This window comes from Erwinia sp. E602, from assembly GCF_018141005.1.
Classification (GTDB): domain Bacteria; phylum Pseudomonadota; class Gammaproteobacteria; order Enterobacterales; family Enterobacteriaceae; genus Erwinia.
This window is the reverse complement of record NZ_CP046582.1, coordinates 3,488,612-3,504,644: the sequence shown is the minus strand read 5'-3', so window position 1 is coordinate 3,504,644 and position 16,033 is coordinate 3,488,612. Positions and strand designations below refer to the sequence as shown.

Annotated in this window: 12 protein-coding genes and 7 tRNA genes; 1 reads left to right on the top strand and 18 read right to left on the bottom strand. The window is 58.1% G+C overall.

Annotated elements, in window-relative coordinates; genetic code table 11:
• Window positions 1-527 precede the first annotated feature (527 nt).
• The 9 genes from GKQ23_RS17605 to miaB all read right to left on the bottom strand — a co-directional run bounded on the left by GKQ23_RS17605 (window position 528) and on the right by miaB (window position 10,254).
• On the bottom strand, window positions 528-1,253 hold the full coding sequence (locus GKQ23_RS17605) for an amino acid ABC transporter ATP-binding protein (protein ID WP_056239989.1): 726 nt from the start codon (window positions 1,251-1,253) through the stop codon (window positions 528-530).
• Complete coding sequence (gene gltK / locus GKQ23_RS17600) at window positions 1,254-1,931, bottom strand: glutamate/aspartate ABC transporter permease GltK (protein ID WP_212409019.1); 678 nt, start codon at window positions 1,929-1,931, stop codon at window positions 1,254-1,256.
• A complete protein-coding gene (locus GKQ23_RS17595; RefSeq protein WP_056239980.1) occupies window positions 1,931-2,662 on the bottom strand; it encodes an amino acid ABC transporter permease in 732 nt (243 codons plus the stop codon). Before GKQ23_RS17595 ends, gltK begins: the two co-directional genes overlap by 1 nt.
• A gap of 245 nt (window positions 2,663-2,907) precedes the next feature.
• Complete coding sequence (locus tag GKQ23_RS17590) at window positions 2,908-3,819, bottom strand: glutamate/aspartate ABC transporter substrate-binding protein (RefSeq protein WP_212409018.1); 912 nt, start codon at window positions 3,817-3,819, stop codon at window positions 2,908-2,910.
• A gap of 744 nt (window positions 3,820-4,563) precedes the next feature.
• A complete protein-coding gene (lnt, locus tag GKQ23_RS17585; protein ID WP_212409017.1) occupies window positions 4,564-6,102 on the bottom strand; it encodes an apolipoprotein N-acyltransferase in 1,539 nt (512 codons plus the stop codon).
• 7 nt (window positions 6,103-6,109) lie between these two features.
• Window positions 6,110-6,988, bottom strand: a complete 879-nt coding sequence (gene corC, locus GKQ23_RS17580; RefSeq protein WP_056239969.1) for a CNNM family magnesium/cobalt transport protein CorC — start codon at window positions 6,986-6,988, stop codon at window positions 6,110-6,112.
• 113 nt (window positions 6,989-7,101) lie between these two features.
• A complete protein-coding gene (gene ybeY / locus GKQ23_RS17575; protein ID WP_056239967.1) occupies window positions 7,102-7,569 on the bottom strand; it encodes an rRNA maturation RNase YbeY in 468 nt (155 codons plus the stop codon).
• Window positions 7,566-8,627 (bottom strand): PhoH family protein, encoded by a 1,062-nt coding sequence (locus GKQ23_RS17570; RefSeq protein WP_056239962.1) that lies wholly within the window; start codon window positions 8,625-8,627, stop codon window positions 7,566-7,568. The genes ybeY and GKQ23_RS17570 overlap by 4 nt, the downstream gene beginning before the upstream one ends.
• 202 nt (window positions 8,628-8,829) lie before the next feature.
• Window positions 8,830-10,254, bottom strand: a complete 1,425-nt coding sequence (miaB, locus tag GKQ23_RS17565) for a tRNA (N6-isopentenyl adenosine(37)-C2)-methylthiotransferase MiaB (protein ID WP_056239960.1) — start codon at window positions 10,252-10,254, stop codon at window positions 8,830-8,832.
• Between the two features lie 205 nt (window positions 10,255-10,459).
• On the opposite strand from miaB, the gene ubiF reads away from it, so the two are divergent.
• Entirely contained in the window at window positions 10,460-11,638 is a 1,179-nt protein-coding gene (ubiF, locus tag GKQ23_RS17560; protein WP_212409016.1) for a 3-demethoxyubiquinol 3-hydroxylase, read from the top strand.
• Between the two features lie 242 nt (window positions 11,639-11,880).
• On the opposite strand, the gene GKQ23_RS17555 is transcribed toward ubiF, so the two are convergent.
• The 9 genes from GKQ23_RS17555 to GKQ23_RS17515 all read right to left on the bottom strand — a co-directional run bounded on the left by GKQ23_RS17555 (window position 11,881) and on the right by GKQ23_RS17515 (window position 16,032).
• Window positions 11,881-11,955 (bottom strand) — tRNA-Gln (locus tag GKQ23_RS17555).
• A gap of 68 nt (window positions 11,956-12,023) precedes the next feature.
• Window positions 12,024-12,098 (bottom strand) — tRNA-Gln (locus GKQ23_RS17550).
• A 7-nt stretch (window positions 12,099-12,105) separates the two neighbouring features.
• Window positions 12,106-12,182 (bottom strand) — tRNA-Met (locus GKQ23_RS17545).
• Window positions 12,183-12,219: 37 nt separating this feature from the next.
• Window positions 12,220-12,294 (bottom strand) — tRNA-Gln (locus GKQ23_RS17540).
• A 51-nt stretch (window positions 12,295-12,345) separates the two neighbouring features.
• Window positions 12,346-12,420, bottom strand: a tRNA-Gln gene (locus GKQ23_RS17535).
• A 23-nt stretch (window positions 12,421-12,443) separates the two neighbouring features.
• Window positions 12,444-12,528: transfer RNA gene (locus GKQ23_RS17530), tRNA-Leu, on the bottom strand.
• A gap of 11 nt (window positions 12,529-12,539) precedes the next feature.
• Window positions 12,540-12,616: transfer RNA gene (locus tag GKQ23_RS17525), tRNA-Met, on the bottom strand.
• A 218-nt stretch (window positions 12,617-12,834) separates the two neighbouring features.
• Window positions 12,835-14,499: an asparagine synthase B gene (gene asnB, locus GKQ23_RS17520; protein WP_212409015.1), complete on the bottom strand. Its 1,665-nt coding sequence runs from the start codon at window positions 14,497-14,499 to the stop codon at window positions 12,835-12,837.
• Between the two features lie 303 nt (window positions 14,500-14,802).
• Window positions 14,803-16,032, bottom strand: a complete 1,230-nt coding sequence (locus GKQ23_RS17515; RefSeq protein ID WP_056239951.1) for an N-acetylglucosamine repressor — start codon at window positions 16,030-16,032, stop codon at window positions 14,803-14,805.
• Between the last annotated feature and the right edge of the window lies 1 nt (window position 16,033).

Below are 16,033 nucleotides of genomic sequence, written 5' to 3'. Positions count from 1 at the left end.
TCCTCCTGGTTATCACCTCATTGATGAAAGCATCTTCCAGACTCAGGCTGTTTTCCTCTTTCTAAGGCCCGGCCAATCAAAAATGTAGATGAGATTAAATATTAGTCACGCGACATTAGGCTTGATTATGGTTTTAGTTTTACATGAAAGTATATTATCGATGTTTTACCCGCCTGTTAGTACACCTAAGGGTGCCTTTTTTCGCTGTTGGTGCTTATTACGTATCGACGTTTGGTGTTGATTAAAAAATTACATTCCCCAGAGGCTTTAATCGTTATTTCTTATGCGGTTACCTGTATCAGGCATTATCAGCCTGTTATGAAGAAATCTCACGCTGTAAAAACATAAAAATGGGTGAGAAAATAGTGTGGTGGGTGAATCAACCAGCAGCGGCATCGTTGAACGATGCTGCTGCTGGAATGTTGATGCGATAAGTCGTGATGATAATTTCAGGCTTATCAAACGGCTGCATAATCGCTGCTAACAAGATGATTTATGATTTCATCATGTTAAGCTCATCCTTCGGCTTAATGCAGGATTTTCGCCAGGAAATCTTTCGCCCGTTCGGACTGCGGGTTGTTAAAGAACTCATCTTTCGGTGAGTCCTCAACGATTTTCCCCTCATCCATAAAGATCACCCGGTTGGCCACCTTGCGGGCAAAGCCCATTTCGTGGGTTACCACCATCATGGTCATGCCTTCGTTGGCCAGTTCGACCATCACGTCGAGCACCTCGTTGATCATCTCCGGATCGAGCGCTGAGGTCGGCTCATCAAACAGGATAGCGATCGGATCCATGCACAGCGCGCGGGCAATCGCCACGCGCTGCTGCTGGCCGCCGGAGAGCTGGCCGGGGAATTTGTTGGCGTGCGCGGCAAGGCCAACGCGCTCCAGCAGCTTCAGCCCCTTCTGCTTTGCCTCTTCTTTATTACGCTTTAATACCTTGACCTGCGCCAGCGTCAGGTTGTCGACGATGGATATATGCGGGAACAGCTCAAAGTGCTGAAACACCATGCCGACCCGCGAGCGCAGCTTCGCCAGATTGGTGCGCTTGTCGTTGACGGCGGTGCCGTCGACTTCAATGGTGCCCTGCTGCACCGGCTCCAGGCCGTTAACGGTTTTGATCAGGGTGGATTTGCCGGAGCCGGACGGGCCGCACACCACCACCACTTCGCCTTTTTTCACTTCGGTCGAGCAGTCGGTCAGCACCTGAAATTGACCATACCACTTAGAAACATTTTTCAGGGAAATCATTTATGCCGTCCTTTTTTTCTTTAAATGGCTGACCAGCAGCGAAGCGCTAAGGCTGATAACAAAGTAGATTGCGCCGGCAAACAGCACCATTTCGATCTCTGTACCGTTATTGATGCCGATGGTGTCGGCGGTACGGAAGAAGTCCGCCAGGCTGAGCACGTAGACCAGCGAGGTATCCTGGAACAGCACGATGCCCTGGGTGAGCAGTAGCGGCACCATGGCGCGGAACGCCTGCGGCAGGATCACCAGCCGCATCGACTGCCACTGGGTCATGCCCAGCGCCAGCGCGGCGTTACCCTGACCGCGGGCGATGCTGAGGATGCCGGCACGAATAATTTCGGAGTAGTAGGCGGCTTCAAACAGCGAGAAGGCCACCATCGCCGAGATCAGACGAATATCGGTCTTCGGCGACAGCCCCAGCACCTGCTGCAGGAAGCTTGGCACCACCAGATAGAACCACAGCAGCACCATCACCAGCGGCACCGAGCGGAACAGGTTGACGTACAGGCGGGCGAACCAGCTGATCGGTTTAAAGCTGGAAAGGCGCATCACCGCCAGCAGGGTGCCCCAGACGATACCGAAAATCACCGCGGTGACGGTAATCTTCAGGGTAACGAGCATCCCGTCCCACAGGTAAGGCAGGTTGGGTACGATAGTACTCCAGTCAAATTGATACATTATTTGCCCCCCGGCAGACGAACTTTGCGTTCGACCAGACTCATCAACAGCATGATCACCGCGTTAATCGCGATATAGGCGAGCGTGATGGCGGTAAATGACTCATAGGCGTGGGCCGAATAGTCCAGCAGCTTGTTGGCCTGGGCCGCCATATCCACCAGACCGATGGTCGAGGCGATGGCGGAGTTTTTCACCAGGTTCAGCATCTCGGAGGTCATCGGCGGCACGATCACCCGGTAGGCGTTAGGCAGCAGCACGTAGCGGTAGGTTTGCGGCAGCGTCAGCCCCATCGCCAGCCCGGCATTTTTCTGGCCGTAGGGCAGCGACTGGATCGCGGCACGTACCTGCTCGCAGACGCGGGCGGCGGTAAACAGACCAAGACAGAGCACCGAACAGGTAAAGAACTGAATATTCGGGTCGAGCTCGGATTTAAACCACATGCCCAGCCCTTGCGGCAGCAGCTCCGGCACCACCAGGTACCAGATAAAGAACTGCACGATCAGCGGGACGTTTCGGAACAGCTCAACGTAGCAGGTGCCGATAGCGGCCAGCAGGCGGTTAGGCACGGTGCGCAGGATGCCGAACAGTGAACCGACCAGCAGCGCGATAATCCAGGCACATACGGAGACGGCAATGGTGACCTGAAAACCAGACCACAGCCAGCCGAGATAGGTGGTGTTGCCGAAGGGGGCCTGTTGCAGGAAGATCCCCCAGTTCCAATCGATAGACATAAAAGACTCCGGTAAAAAAAGGGTAGCGACCGCTACCCTGAAGATTGATGAAAGGCCCTTGCGTAACCACCGGGGAACGACCGGTGACTACCTTCGCCCGACCGTATGGCGTCCGCCATATCAGCCGGGCTGGGTCTGTCCGGGCCTGTGTTCAGCAATCGTAGGGCAGCAGTGCCGCCCTTTTAGCCTGGCTGATGACCCTCTGCGTAACGCAACAGGAACACCGTGCAGGCGTGTTGTCATTATTAATTCATTGCCTTGTCGTTAGGGGCTTTAAAAAGTGCCTTCATGTCGTCGGACAGTTCGAAGTCCATCGTCATATTTTTCGGTGGGATAGGCTGCTTGAACCAGCGATCGAACCACTTAGCGGCTTCACCGGAGGTCTGCTCCTGGGCGATGGTGGTATCCAGCAGTTTTTTGAAGTCCGCATCGTCTTTACGCAGCATACAGCCGTAGGCTTCATGCGACTGTGGCGTACCGAGGATCTCCCAGTCTGACGGCTTTTTGGCTTTCGCACGTTCACCCGCCAGCAGGGCGTCATCCATCATAAATGCCACGGCGCGGCCGCTCTCCAGGGTACGGAATGAGTCACCGTGGTCTTTGGCGCTGATGATGCGCATATTCAGCTTCTGCTCATCGTTCATCTTGTTCAGTAGGATCTCAGAGGTGGTACCTGAAGTGACCACCACCGTTTTGCCTTTCAGGTCGGCGAAATCTTTAACCGGGCCGCCTTTCTTCACCAGCAGACGGGTGCCGACCACAAAGATGCTGTTAGAGAAGGACGCCTGCTTCTGGCGCTCCAGGTTGTTAGTGGTGGAGCCACATTCGAAATCGTAGGTGCCGTTCTGCAGCAGTGGAATACGGTTCTGCGAGGTGATCGGCAGGAATTTAACCTGCAGGTCCGGTTTGTTCAGCTGCTTCTTGATCGCGGCAACGATAGCGTCAGAGTAAGCCTGTGAATAGCCGACGACGTTACGCTGGTTATCGTAGTAAGAGAACGGGACGGAGGATTCACGGTGGCCGACAACGACAACGCCGTTTTTGGCAATTTTGTCCAGCGTGGCACCCTGGGCAGCCGGTGCAGCATCCTCTGCGTAAGCAACGCCTGAGATGACGCCAGCCAGTGCAAGGCAAAGTGCCAGTTTCCGTAATGTCATGTTCCTGCTCCTGTGTGGTTTTTGGCGCCTGTAGCGCCGACGTGATGTGTGTGTTTCTGCTGTTTATCTGTTTTTATTCCAGCGTTAACGCGCGCTGTTCCTCCATAACATAGCCGAATGTTAACGGCTTGATATGAATTCTTTGTGTATTTGCGAGGCATGCCGCACCACTTGGGGGCGAAAAAAGATCGACTGCTCAAAAATGGTGCATCACCTGCACTCTGATGAGGCAAAAAGTCTTTCATCGCAGGCGGATGCCAGGCCAGCGCGCGTTTCTACAGAAATATTTTGCAATCATCGTGCCAACGGCGGTTTTTTAACAGAAATGCAGCATAAGCTGCCCGGCAGGCAGGCAGGCAGGCAGGCAGGCAGGCAGGCAGGCAGGCAGGCAGGCAGGCAGGCAGGCAGGCAGGCAGGCAGGCAAGACAGGCAGGCAAGACAGGCAGGCAAGACAGGCAGGCAAGACAGGCAAGGCAAGGCAAGGCAGGCAAGACAGGCAAGACAGGCAAGACAGGCAAGACAGGCAAGGCAAGGCAAGGCAAGGCAGATTCGGCGGTAGCGTGGGGGAGGGCGATATCCTTGAGAGTGCCGCTCCGGTGTTATTTACGGGATAATGACGTCTGTCGTGAGAAGAGAGGTGGCCGTCGTGCGGCGTTTATGAGCAGGAGATCGCGCGCGTATTTCGGCAATCAGCAAAACAGCCGGCGGGCAATCCCTTGCCCCCGGCGATGTAGCGGATACAGATTACATCCGGCGGCGCGAGCGCCACGCCATCAGCGAGCCGGCGGCGGCCAGCAGCAGCGACAGCAGCCAGACGCCCCCGTTTCCGATACGGGCATACGGTGTCAGCCCGCTGGTGGGGGTGACCTTAGCCGCCAGCACGCCGGCTTCAAACTGCGGGATGGTCTGCGCAATGTTGCCACTGGCGTCGACCACCGCGGTTACGCCGTTATTGGTGCTGCGCAGCAGCGGGCGGCCCAGCTCCAGTGCGCGCATCTGCGCCATCTGCAGGTGCTGCCACGGGCCGATCGAGTGGCCGAACCAGGCATCGTTCGAGATGGTCAGCAGGAAGTTGGTGTCCGGGCGGAAGTTATCGCGCACCTGCTGACCGAGCACGATCTCGTAACAGATCGCGGCGGTCAGGTTGTAACCGGCCACCTGCAGCTGTGGTTGCACGTAGCTGCCGCGGCTGAACGAGGACATCGGCAGGTCGAAGAACGGCGCCAGCGGGCGCAGCAGCGACTCCAGCGGTACGAACTCGCCAAACGGCACCAGATGGTTCTTCTGGTAACGGTTGCCGCTGAAGTAGTTATACGGCTGCGGGCCACCGAGCACGATAATCGAGTTGTAGTCGTGGTAGCGGTTCGCTTCCAGCCGCGAATCGACGATGCCGGTGATCAGGCTGCTGCCGGCGCCGCGCAGCTGCGCATCCACCGTCTTCAGGAACGGCTGCTGATTGGTCTCCAGATCCGGGATGGCGGATTCCGGCCAGATAATGATTGGTGCTTTGCCCAGGTACGGGCGGCTGAGCGTGGCGTAGGTGTTCAGGGTGGTGACCAGATGGTTCGGGTCCCACTTCAGCGACTGGGCGATATTGCCCTGCACCAGCGCAACCTCCACCGCCCGTTCCGGCAGCGGCGTAAACCAGTTTACCAGCCGCAGCGGCCAGGGCAGCGCCAGCAGCGCCAGCGCGGCGACGGCAGCCGCCGCACGGCGGTGGATCGCGGCGTAAACCGCCAGCCCGGCAATCACCATCAGCAGCAGGGTGATCCCCTCTACGCCGACCAGCGGAGCCAGCCCTTTTAGCGGGCCGTTAATCTGGCTGTAACCAAACTGCAGCCACGGGAAACCGGTCAGGATCCAGCCGCGCAGGAACTCGGTGATTTGCCACAGCACCGGTGCCGCCACGGCCAGGCGCAGCAGCGAGGCGCGCGGCAGCAGGCGGTTGAGCAGTGCGGTAAACAGCATTGGGTAGAGCGACAGGTAAGCGGCCAGCAGCACCACCAGGAAGATATTCACCGGTCCCGGCATGCCGCCAAAAGTGGCGATGCTGACGTAGACCCAGTTAATGCCGCTGCCGAACAGGCCAAAGCCCCAGGCAAAACCGATGGCGCAGGCCTGACGGGTGGTGCGGTGCAGCGTCAGCGCCTGCAGCCCGAGCAGCGAAACCAGCGCCGCGGGCCAGAAATCATAAGGTGAAAAAGAGAGGGTGCCAGCGGCACCCGTTAAAAGCGCCAGCAGCAGGCGAACCCGCTGGCGCTGAAGTAAGGAGGCAATTGCCATACGGTGATTACTCTTCCAGAGTGGGTTGCGGCGAGTTGTCCGGGATCCTGACGTGAATCTGAATGATGCGGCGGCTGTCGGCCATCGCAATTTTAAACTGGTAGCCGTCAATGGTAATGCTTTCACCGCGCGCCGGCAGATGGCCGAAGCCCTGCATCACCAGGCCGCCAATGGTGTCGACCTCTTCATCGCTGAAGTGGGTGCCGAACGCCTCGTTGAAATCTTCGATCGGCGTCAGGGCACGCAGGGTGTAGGCGTGACGGCTAAGCTGACGGATATCACTCTCTTCCTGGTCGTCGTATTCATCTTCAATTTCGCCAACGATCAGTTCAAGAATATCTTCAATGGTCACCACGCCGGAGACGCCGCCAAACTCGTCAATGACGATCGCCATGTGGTAACGCTGTGAGCGGAACTCTTTCAGCATGCGGTCAACGCGCTTGCTTTCAGGCACCACTACGGCCGGGCGGAGCACTTTCTCAATACTGAACGGTTCAGAACTGCTGCTCATAAACGGCAGCAGGTCTTTGGCCATCAGGATGCCTTCAACGTGGTCTTTGTCCTCGCTGATCACCGGGAAGCGGGAGTGGGCGGAGTCGATAATCACCGCCAGGCACTCTTCCAACGTCTGGTTACGCCGCAGCGTGATCATCTGCGAACGCGGGATCATGATATCGCGTACGCGCTGGCCGGCGATATCCATCACCCCCTCCAGCATGTCGCGGGTATCGGGGTCGATCAGCTCGTTCTGCTCGGAATCGCGAATCAGCTCCAGCAGGTCATCACGGTTTTTCGGTTCGCCGTGGAACAGCTGGTTGAGGATCAGTGAAAAGAAGCCCTTTTTACTGGCGGGACTGTCGTTGTTCTGTGAATGGTCATCGCTCATGGCGTTTTTGAGTTTTTCTCTCTCTTAAGAAATCGGCTGCCCCGGCGGGGCAGGCGGATGGCACAGGCCCGGGTGCGGCAGAGGCCTCGCCCGGGGGAGTAGCGTGCCGCTACTTATTCTTTCTCCGAAATGTACGGATCGGCATAGCCAAGAGCAAGCATTATCTCGGTCTCCAGCGATTCCATCTCTTCGGCTTCGTCATCTTCAATATGATCATAACCCAGCAGGTGCAGGCTGCCGTGGATCACCATGTGCGCCCAGTGGGCCTCCAGCGCTTTTTCCTGATCGGCGGCTTCCTGCTCCACCACCTGACGGCAGATGATCAGGTCGCCCAGCAGCGGCAGCTCAATACCCGGCGGCGCCTCGAACGGGAACGACAGCACGTTGGTCGGCTTATCTTTAGCGCGGTAGGTGTGATTGAGCTCGCGGCTCTCTGCTTCATCGACCAGACGTACGGTGACTTCGCTCTCAGGTTGAAACTGCGGCAGCACCGCCTCCAGCCAGCGTTGAAAATCGGCTTCCGCCGGCAGGCCCTGCTCGCTGGCGCAGGCAATTTGCAGATCAAGAATAACAGAACTCATTTGCTCTCCTGTGAAGCCTGTTGCAGTGCCAGCGCTTCACGTTTACGTTCTTCGGCCTGAGCATCGCGCCGTTTCTGATCGGCGGCTTCCCAGGCTTCATAGGCGACCACAATGCGTGCCACCACCGGGTGGCGCACCACATCTTCACTGTGGAAGAAATTAAAACTCAGTTCAGGCACCCCGGAGAGCACCTCAATCGCGTGGCGCAGACCGGACTTCAGGTTGCGCGGCAGGTCAATCTGGGTGACGTCACCGGTGATCACCGCTTTGGAGTTAAAGCCGATGCGGGTCAGGAACATCTTCATCTGTTCGATGGTGGTGTTCTGGCTCTCATCGAGGATGATAAAGGCGTCGTTCAGCGTGCGGCCGCGCATATAGGCCAGCGGGGCGACTTCGATCACGTTACGTTCGATCAGCTTCTCAACGCGTTCAAAGCCGAGCATCTCAAACAGCGCGTCATACAGCGGGCGCAGGTAAGGATCGACCTTCTGACTGAGGTCGCCGGGCAGAAAGCCGAGCTTTTCACCTGCCTCAACGGCCGGGCGGGTCAGCAGGATGCGGCGGATCTCCTGGCGCTCCAGCGCGTCGACCGCCGCCGCCACCGCCAGGTAGGTTTTACCGGTACCGGCCGGGCCGATGCCGAAGGTGATGTCGTGGTCGAGAATATTGGCCACGTACTGCGCCTGGTTAGGCGTGCGCGGTTTAATCACTCCGCGTTTGGTCTTGATATGGATCGCCTTGCCGAACTCCGGCACGCTGTCGGCGGTCTGTTCCAGCACGCCGCTCTCTTTGATCGCCAGGTGGATTTGCTCCGGGTCGATATCCGGGATATGGCCGCGCACCGGGGCGGTATCCACGTAGAGATCGCGCAGAATATCGACGGCTGCATGCACGCAGAGGGCACGGCCGGTCAGTTTGAAGGCGTTATCACGACGGACAATTTCAATCCCCAGCCGGCGCTCCAGCTGCTTGATATTGTCATCAAAGGGGCCACACAGGCTGAGCAGCCGGGTGTTATCAAACGGTTCTACGCTAATTTCACGTGTTTCAATATTCAAACTAATCCTTTGGGTCACTCAGGGCCGGGTTGAGAAATTGAGGGCAGCTTACCCGCTGCACGCCACTGTCATAGTGAATTATTTATGGCACGGCGCGAAGGTGCAAGCCTCAACCGGGATATTTGGGCAGAGTGTTCAGAAAGCAAGCGCAACCCGATGAAAACTCGCGGCAAACTGCGAGGCTTGCCGCAAAAGGCGGGGCTCAGGGCTGGTGAAGGCCCACGCCGAGCTCGTTTTCCTTACGGGTACGGGCAATCACCGCGGCCGGCGTTTCGCTAAGCCGCAGCCCCATCTGTTCCTCACCGCGCAGGAAGATGCCGCGCAGCGAGTTGGCGTAGACGTCGACAATCTCCACGTCGACAAACTTACCGATGTGCTCCGGGCTGCCTTCAAAGTTGACCACGCGGTTATTCTCGGTGCGACCGGAAAGCTCCATCACGTTTTTACGCGAGATGCCCTCGACCAGAATCCGCTGTACGCTGCCGAGCATCCGTCGGTTCCAGGCCAGCACCTGCTGATTGAGGCGGTCCTGCAGGATATACAGGCGCTGCTTCTTCTCGTCGTCAGAGACGTCGTCCGGCAGGTCGGCCGCTGGGGTGCCGGGGCGGGATGAGTAGATAAAGCTGTAGCTGGTATCGAAGTTGATCTCGCCGACCAGCTTCATGGTCTGCTCGAAATCGGCCTGGGTCTCGCCCGGGAAGCCGATAATAAAGTCCGAACTGATCTGAATATCCGGGCGGACCGCCCGCAGTTTGCGGATGATGGCCTTATACTCCAGCGCGGTGTGGGCGCGTTTCATCAGCGTCAGAATGCGGTCCGCGCCGCTCTGCAGCGGCAGGTGCAGGAAGCTGACCAGCTCCGGCGTATCGCCATAGACCGCGATGATATCGTCGCTGAACTCGATCGGGTGGCTGGTGGTGAAGCGAATGCGGTCGATGCCGTCGATCGCCGCCACCAGCCGCAGCAGTTCGGCAAACGAGCAGATGCCGCCGTCGAAGGTGGCACCGCGGTACGCATTTACGTTCTGCCCGAGCAGATTGACTTCACGCACGCCCTGCGCCGCCAGCTGCGCAATTTCAAATAAAACGTCGTCCGACGGGCGGCTGACCTCTTCGCCACGGGTGTAGGGCACTACGCAGAAGGTGCAGTATTTGTTACAGCCTTCCATGATCGACACGAAGGCGCTCGGGCCATCGGCGCGCGGCTCCGGCAGGCGATCAAACTTCTCGATCTCCGGAAAACTGACGTCGACCACCGGGCTGTTGCTGCCGCGTACGCGGTTGATCATCTCCGGCAGGCGGTGCAGCGTTTGCGGGCCAAAGACGATATCCACGCAGCTGGCGCGCTGGCGCAGCTTGTCACCCTCCTGCGAGGCCACGCAGCCGCCGACGCCGATAATCAGGTCGGGGCGCGCTTCTTTCAGCTTGCGCCAGCGGCCAAGCAGCGCAAAAACTTTTTCCTGGGCCTTTTCGCGAATAGAACAGGTGTTAAGCAGCAGCACGTCGGCGTCTTCCGCCTCGTCGGTCAGGGTGTAACCGTGGGTGCTGTTTAACAGGTCAGCCATTTTGGATGAGTCATACTCATTCATCTGACAGCCCCAGGTTTTGATATGCAGTTTTTTTGTCATCGACTTGCCATATGTCATGCAGAAAGAGAGGCCGGGCGCGTAGGATACGTTCACAGCCAGGCAAAACCGCCGTACGGTATGCCGTATGTGAAGGAATTTCCGGTACAATTAAGGGATATCCCCTAAGGTTGGTCAGGATAACAGAATTACCCCTGCAAAGTGTAGAGGTACCGCACGGCGGATGCTCCCGGTTGAAGGAAAAACAATGACAGAGAATAAGCATAAGGTGGACGTTGCCATCGTCGGTGGCGGCATGGTCGGCGCGGCGCTGGCCAGCGGGCTGGCGCAACAGGGCTTTAGCGTGGCGGTGCTGGAACAGCGTGAACCCGCCGCGTTTGACGCCGCCAGCAACCCGGACGTGCGCATTTCCGCCATTGGCGCAGCGTCGGTGGCGCTGCTCAGGCAGCTCGGCGTCTGGCCGGACGTGCTGGCCATGCGCGCGGTTCCCTACCGTCAGCTGGAGACCTGGGAGTGGCAGAGCGCAAAAGTGGCGTTTGATGCTGCCTCGCTGGGGCTGCCTGAGCTGGGCTATATGGTCGAGAACAGCGTGCTGCAGCGCGCCCTGTGGCAGCGCCTGCAGCAGCAGCCGGTGCAACTGCTGTGCCCGGCGCAGCTGCAGGATCTGCAGCCGGTTAACGGCGGCTGGCGCTTAACGCTGGCGGACGGTGAGGCGCTGGACGCGCGGCTGGTGGTGGGGGCCGACGGGGCCAATTCACAGGTGCGGCAGCTGGCGGGGATTGGCGTGCACGGCTGGAACTATGCTCAGTCCTGCATGCTGATCAGCGTACGCGGCGGGCAGGACGCCGGTGATACCACCTGGCAGCAGTTTACCCCGCAGGGGCCGCGAGCCTTCCTGCCGCTGTTTGACCGCTGGGCGTCGCTGGTGTGGTACGACAGCCCGGCGCGTATCCGCCAGCTGCAGGCGATGCCGCTGGCACAGCTGCAAAAAGAGATTCAGGCGCACTTCCCGCCGCGCCTCGGGCCGGTGGAGGTGGCAGGCCGCGGGGCCTTCCCGCTGGTGCGTCGCCACGCCTCACGCTATGTGCTGCCGGGGCTGGCGCTGGTTGGCGATGCGGCGCATACCATCAACCCGCTGGCCGGGCAGGGGGTTAACCTCGGTTACCGCGACGTGGATGCGCTGACTGGGGTGTTATGTGACTCACGCTCGCGGGCGGAGGACTGGGCGTCCGAAGCGGTACTGCAGCGTTACCAGCGCAAACGGCGGCTGGACAACCAGCTGATGCAGAGCGGCATGGATCTGTTCTACTTTGCCTTCAGCACCCCGGCCGGGCCGTTAAAGGTGCTGCGCAACCTTGGGCTGCTGGCCGCCGAGAACTCTGGCGTGCTGAAACGTCAGGCGCTGCGCTACGCGCTGGGCCTGTAGCGCCCGGCAGAGGCTTGTGGCGTTCCGCTGCAGGTCGCTACAGGCTCCTGATCGTGCATAAGCCGGCGCAAGCCGGTTTTTTTGTGCCGCAGCGGCAGAGGATCCCCGGCAGGAAGGATTCAGTGGGCAGTGCAGAATGTCGGAACGGTAGCTGGCAGATCTGGGCAGGAGGTGCGGATGAGCCAGAGGCTATACAAACGCCAGACGCAAAAAAGCCCGCGTAAGCGGGCTTCTTTACTGATTGGCTGGGGTGCAGGGATTCGAACCCCGGAATGCTGGTATCAGAAACCAGTGCCTTACCGCTTGGCGACACCCCAATTATCATTGCGACCGGTTAACCCGAGCGACTTGTACTTTGCGACCAAACTAACCAGCCGTCTTGATATGGCTGGGGTGCAGGGATTCGAACCCCGGAATGCTGGTATCAGAAACCAGTGCCTTACCGCTTGGCGACACCCCAATAAATTTGGTGGCTACTACGGGAATCGAACCTGTGACCCCAGCATTATGAGTGCTGTGCTCTAACCAGCTGAGCTAAGTAGCCTAAATTTACTGCGTTACTGCTTTTACTCCCTGCTGACTGGCTGGGATACCTGGATTCGAACCAGGGAATGCCGGTATCAAAAACCGGTGCCTTACCGCTTGGCGATATCCCAATGTCCGCATCACAGTCTCGTGATCAGTCAAACAGATACTTCTAAAAAAACTGGCTGGGGTACCTGGATTCGAACCAGGGAATGCCGGTATCAAAAACCGGTGCCTTACCGCTTGGCGATACCCCATCCGTGCAAGCCAACTATGGAAATGGTGCGGGAGGCGAGACTTGAACTCGCACACCTTGCGGCGCCAGAACCTAAATCTGGTGCGTCTACCAATTTCGCCACTCCCGCAAAAAAAAAGATGGTGGCTACTACGGGAATCGAACCTGTGACCCCAGCATTATGAGTGCTGTGCTCTAACCAGCTGAGCTAAGTAGCCTTCTTTTTTTGCGTAACCTTCATCGGCGTTGCGGGGCGCATTATGCGGAGTTGGCCCAAAAGCGTCAACACCTTTTTTGCCGTTTTTTGTCATAAACGTGTTGTTTGGCTGGCCTGTAACCAGTCTGGCGATTTAATCGGCGAAAACAGCGGGTATCATAAGCAAACGCAAAAAAAAACGGGCCGTCAGGCCCGTTGGTTAGTACAACATCATCTTGATTAATAAGCTGACTGGTGTACGCCGACGGCGCGGCCAGACGGGTCGTCCATGTTCCTGAACGCTTCATCCCACTCTATCGCTTTCGCCGAAGAACAGGCGACTGACGGGCCGCCAGGCACGCACTCGGCCGCGCTTGGCACCGGGAACAGTTCTTCGAAGATTTCACGGTACAGGTAGCCTTCTTTTGACGTCGGCGTGTTGTACGCGAAACGGAAGTGGGCGGTATGCAACTGCTGGTCGCTGACCTGCGCCGCGGCCACTTCTTTCAGGGTATCGATCCAGCTGTAGCCTACGCCGTCAGAGAACTGCTCTTTCTGACGCCAGGCGACGCTGGCCGGCAGATAGGATTCGAAGCACTCGCGCAGGATGTGTTTTTCCATTTTGCCGTTGCTGCCGCACAGTTTATCAGCCGGGTTGATGCGCATCGCCACGTCGAGGAACTTCTTGTCCAGGAAGGGTACGCGGGCTTCCACGCCCCAGGCAGACATCGCCTTGTTGGCACGGGCGCAGTCGAACATATGCAGCGCCTGCAGCTTACGCACGTTCTCCTCGTGGAATTCACGGGCGTTCGGCGCTTTATGGAAGTACAGGTAGCCACCAAACACTTCATCGGCACCCTCACCGGACAGCACCATCTTGATGCCCATCGCCTTAATCTTGCGGGACATCAGGTACATCGGCGTTGACGCACGGATGGTGGTCACATCATAGGTTTCGATGTGGTAGATCACATCGCGGATCGCATCGAGGCCTTCCTGCACGGTGAAGTGAATTTCATGGTGCACGGTGCCCAGGTGCTCTGCCACGGCTTTTGCCGCTTTAAGGTCCGGGGAACCTTCCAGGCCCACCGCGAAGGAGTGCAGCTGTGGCCACCAGGCCTCGCTCTTGTCATGGTCTTCTACGCGCTTCGCCGCATACTTTTTAGTGATGGCGGAGATGATCGAAGAGTCGAGACCGCCGGACAGCAGCACGCCGTAAGGCACGTCTGACATCAGGTGGCTTTTCACCGACTCTTCCAGCGCGGCTTTCAGGCCTGCTGCATCGGTGGTGTTGTTCTCTACCGCCGCATAGTCAAACCAGTCACGCTGCCAGTACTGGCGGATTTCGCCGTCGGTGCTGGAAAGGTAGCTGCCCGCCGGGAACTCTTTAATGGTACGGCAAACCGGCACCAGCGCTTTCATTTCAGAGGCGACAAACAGGTTGCCGTGCTCGTCGTTACCGGTGTACAGCGGGATAATACCGATATGGTCGCGGCCAATAAGGTACGTCTGCTTTTCAGTGTCATACAGGATAAAGGCGAACATGCCCTGCAGCTCGTCCAGGAAGTCGACGCCTTTTTCCTGGTACAGCGCCAGGATCACTTCACAGTCAGAGTCGGTCTGGAACTCATAACGATCGCTCAGCTCTGCACGCAGCGCCTGATGGTTGTAGATCTCACCGTTTACCGCCAGGACATGGGTACGGGCTGCGTTGTACAGCGGCTGTGCACCGTTGTTGACGTCGACGATCGACAGACGCTCGTGGGCGAGGATCGCGTGGTCATCGGCGTAGACGCCGGACCAGTCCGGGCCACGGTGGCGCATCAGACGGGAAAGCTCCAGCGCTTTCTTACGCAGTTCAGTGGGGTCAGTTTTCAGATCCAGTACACCAAAAATAGAACACATATACAGCTCCCTAACGACATACCTTGCGGTGGTGATGTTGTAAACATTATTGGTTTGCAGCGACGTGTATCGCCTGATGTATAAGAAAATGCGCTAACAGAGCAGGGGATGCAAGTGATTTAAGGTTTAGCTGGGAAATTGCAGGCTGGTGCGGTGGATTTATTGATGAATTGACATTTTTACAGGGTTTTTATTGTTGATTCACTAATAAACCAATAAAACGGGACAAAAACCGACCACCCGGCGATAAAAAATGCCCGCAAGGGGCGGGCATTCGAAAGGCCATGAGGGGCTAACGCGGGATTAACGCGGTTCCGCTTCCAGCAGGCGCTGCAGCAGAATGCCGTTAAGCATTGCCCGTTTAACCAGCGCAAATGCGCCAATGGCCGAACGGTGGTCGATCTCGGATCGGACGATCGGCAGATTTTTGCGGAAGTCTTTCAGCGCCTGGGTATTGATACAGCCTTCGATCGCCGGCAGCAGCACCTTCTGCGCTTCGGTTATCTCACCGGCTACCACCACCTTCTGCGGGTTAAACAGGTTAATGGCGATGGCGATAGCTTTGCCGAGGTGACGGCCGACGTGCTCGATCACTTCGGTGGCCAGCGCGTCACCCTGGCTGGCTGCCCGACAGATCGGCTGGATCTGGCAGTCATCCAGCGTCAGGCTGCTGGGATAGCCCTGGGTCAGGAGGTGGCGCACGCGATTTTCAATCGCGCCGTTGGCGGCGATGGTCTCCAGACAGCCGAAGTTACCGCAGTGACAGCGTTCGCCCAGCGGGTCAACCTGGATATGTCCCAGTTCGCCAACGTTACCGTTGCTGCCGAGAAAAATATGGCCGTTGGCAATAATGCCGGCACCCGTTCCGCGATGCACGCGCACCAGGATGGAGTCGGCGCAATCGCGGGATGCGCCAAAATAGTGCTCTGCCAGCGCCAGGCTGCGAATATCGTGGCCGACAAAGCTGGTGACGTTAAAGCGTTTTTCCAGGCTGGCCACCAGCGGCCACGGGCCGACGTTGATGTGCGGCATATAGCGAATGATGCCGTTGTTCGGGTCGACGAGGCCGGGCAGGGTGACGGAGATGGCGATCAGCTCGCGCAGCTTGCGCTGATGCTGCTCGCAGAAGTCGGCGATGGCGGTAAACAGGGCGTTTTCCAGCGTCTCCTGGGTGCGCTGCGGCAGCGGGTGGTGCGCCTCTGCCAGGCTTTTACCGCTGAGGTCAAACAGGGTCAGGGTGGCGTCGTTACGGCCGAGGCGCACGCCGATGGTGTTAAAGCCGCGCGGTTCGGTGACGATGGAGATGGCGCGGCGACCGCCGGTGGAGGCCTGCTGATCCACCTCTTTAATCAGCCCGCGCTCGATCAGCTGACGGGTGATTTTGGTGACGCTGGCGGGCGCGAGCTGGCTGATTTCGGCAATCTGAATCCGTGAGATTGGCCCCTGCTGATCGATAAGCCGATAGACGGCCGCACTGTTTAATTGTTTAACAAGGTCAACATTTCCTATCTGTGCCAGGCCGCCAGTGCTCATT

Bases quoted from the DNA above. Each gene is read 5' to 3' on its own strand.
- GKQ23_RS17605 (WP_056239989.1), bottom strand. From the start codon at position 1,253: ATGATTTCCCTGAAAAATGTTTCTAAGTGGTATGGTCAATTTCAGGTG.
- gltK (WP_212409019.1), bottom strand. From the start codon at position 1,931: ATGTATCAATTTGACTGGAGTACTATCGTACCCAACCTGCCTTACCTG.
- GKQ23_RS17595 (WP_056239980.1), bottom strand. From the start codon at position 2,662: ATGTCTATCGATTGGAACTGGGGGATCTTCCTGCAACAGGCCCCCTTC.
- GKQ23_RS17590 (WP_212409018.1), bottom strand. From the start codon at position 3,819: ATGACATTACGGAAACTGGCACTTTGCCTTGCACTGGCTGGCGTCATC.
- lnt (WP_212409017.1), bottom strand. From the start codon at position 6,102: ATGGCAATTGCCTCCTTACTTCAGCGCCAGCGGGTTCGCCTGCTGCTG.
- corC (WP_056239969.1), bottom strand. From the start codon at position 6,988: ATGAGCGATGACCATTCACAGAACAACGACAGTCCCGCCAGTAAAAAG.
- ybeY (WP_056239967.1), bottom strand. From the start codon at position 7,569: ATGAGTTCTGTTATTCTTGATCTGCAAATTGCCTGCGCCAGCGAGCAG.
- miaB (WP_056239960.1), bottom strand. From the start codon at position 10,254: ATGACAAAAAAACTGCATATCAAAACCTGGGGCTGTCAGATGAATGAG.
- ubiF (WP_212409016.1), top strand. From the start codon at position 10,460: ATGACAGAGAATAAGCATAAGGTGGACGTTGCCATCGTCGGTGGCGGC.
- asnB (WP_212409015.1), bottom strand. From the start codon at position 14,499: ATGTGTTCTATTTTTGGTGTACTGGATCTGAAAACTGACCCCACTGAA.
- GKQ23_RS17515 (WP_056239951.1), bottom strand. From the start codon at position 16,032: ATGAGCACTGGCGGCCTGGCACAGATAGGAAATGTTGACCTTGTTAAA.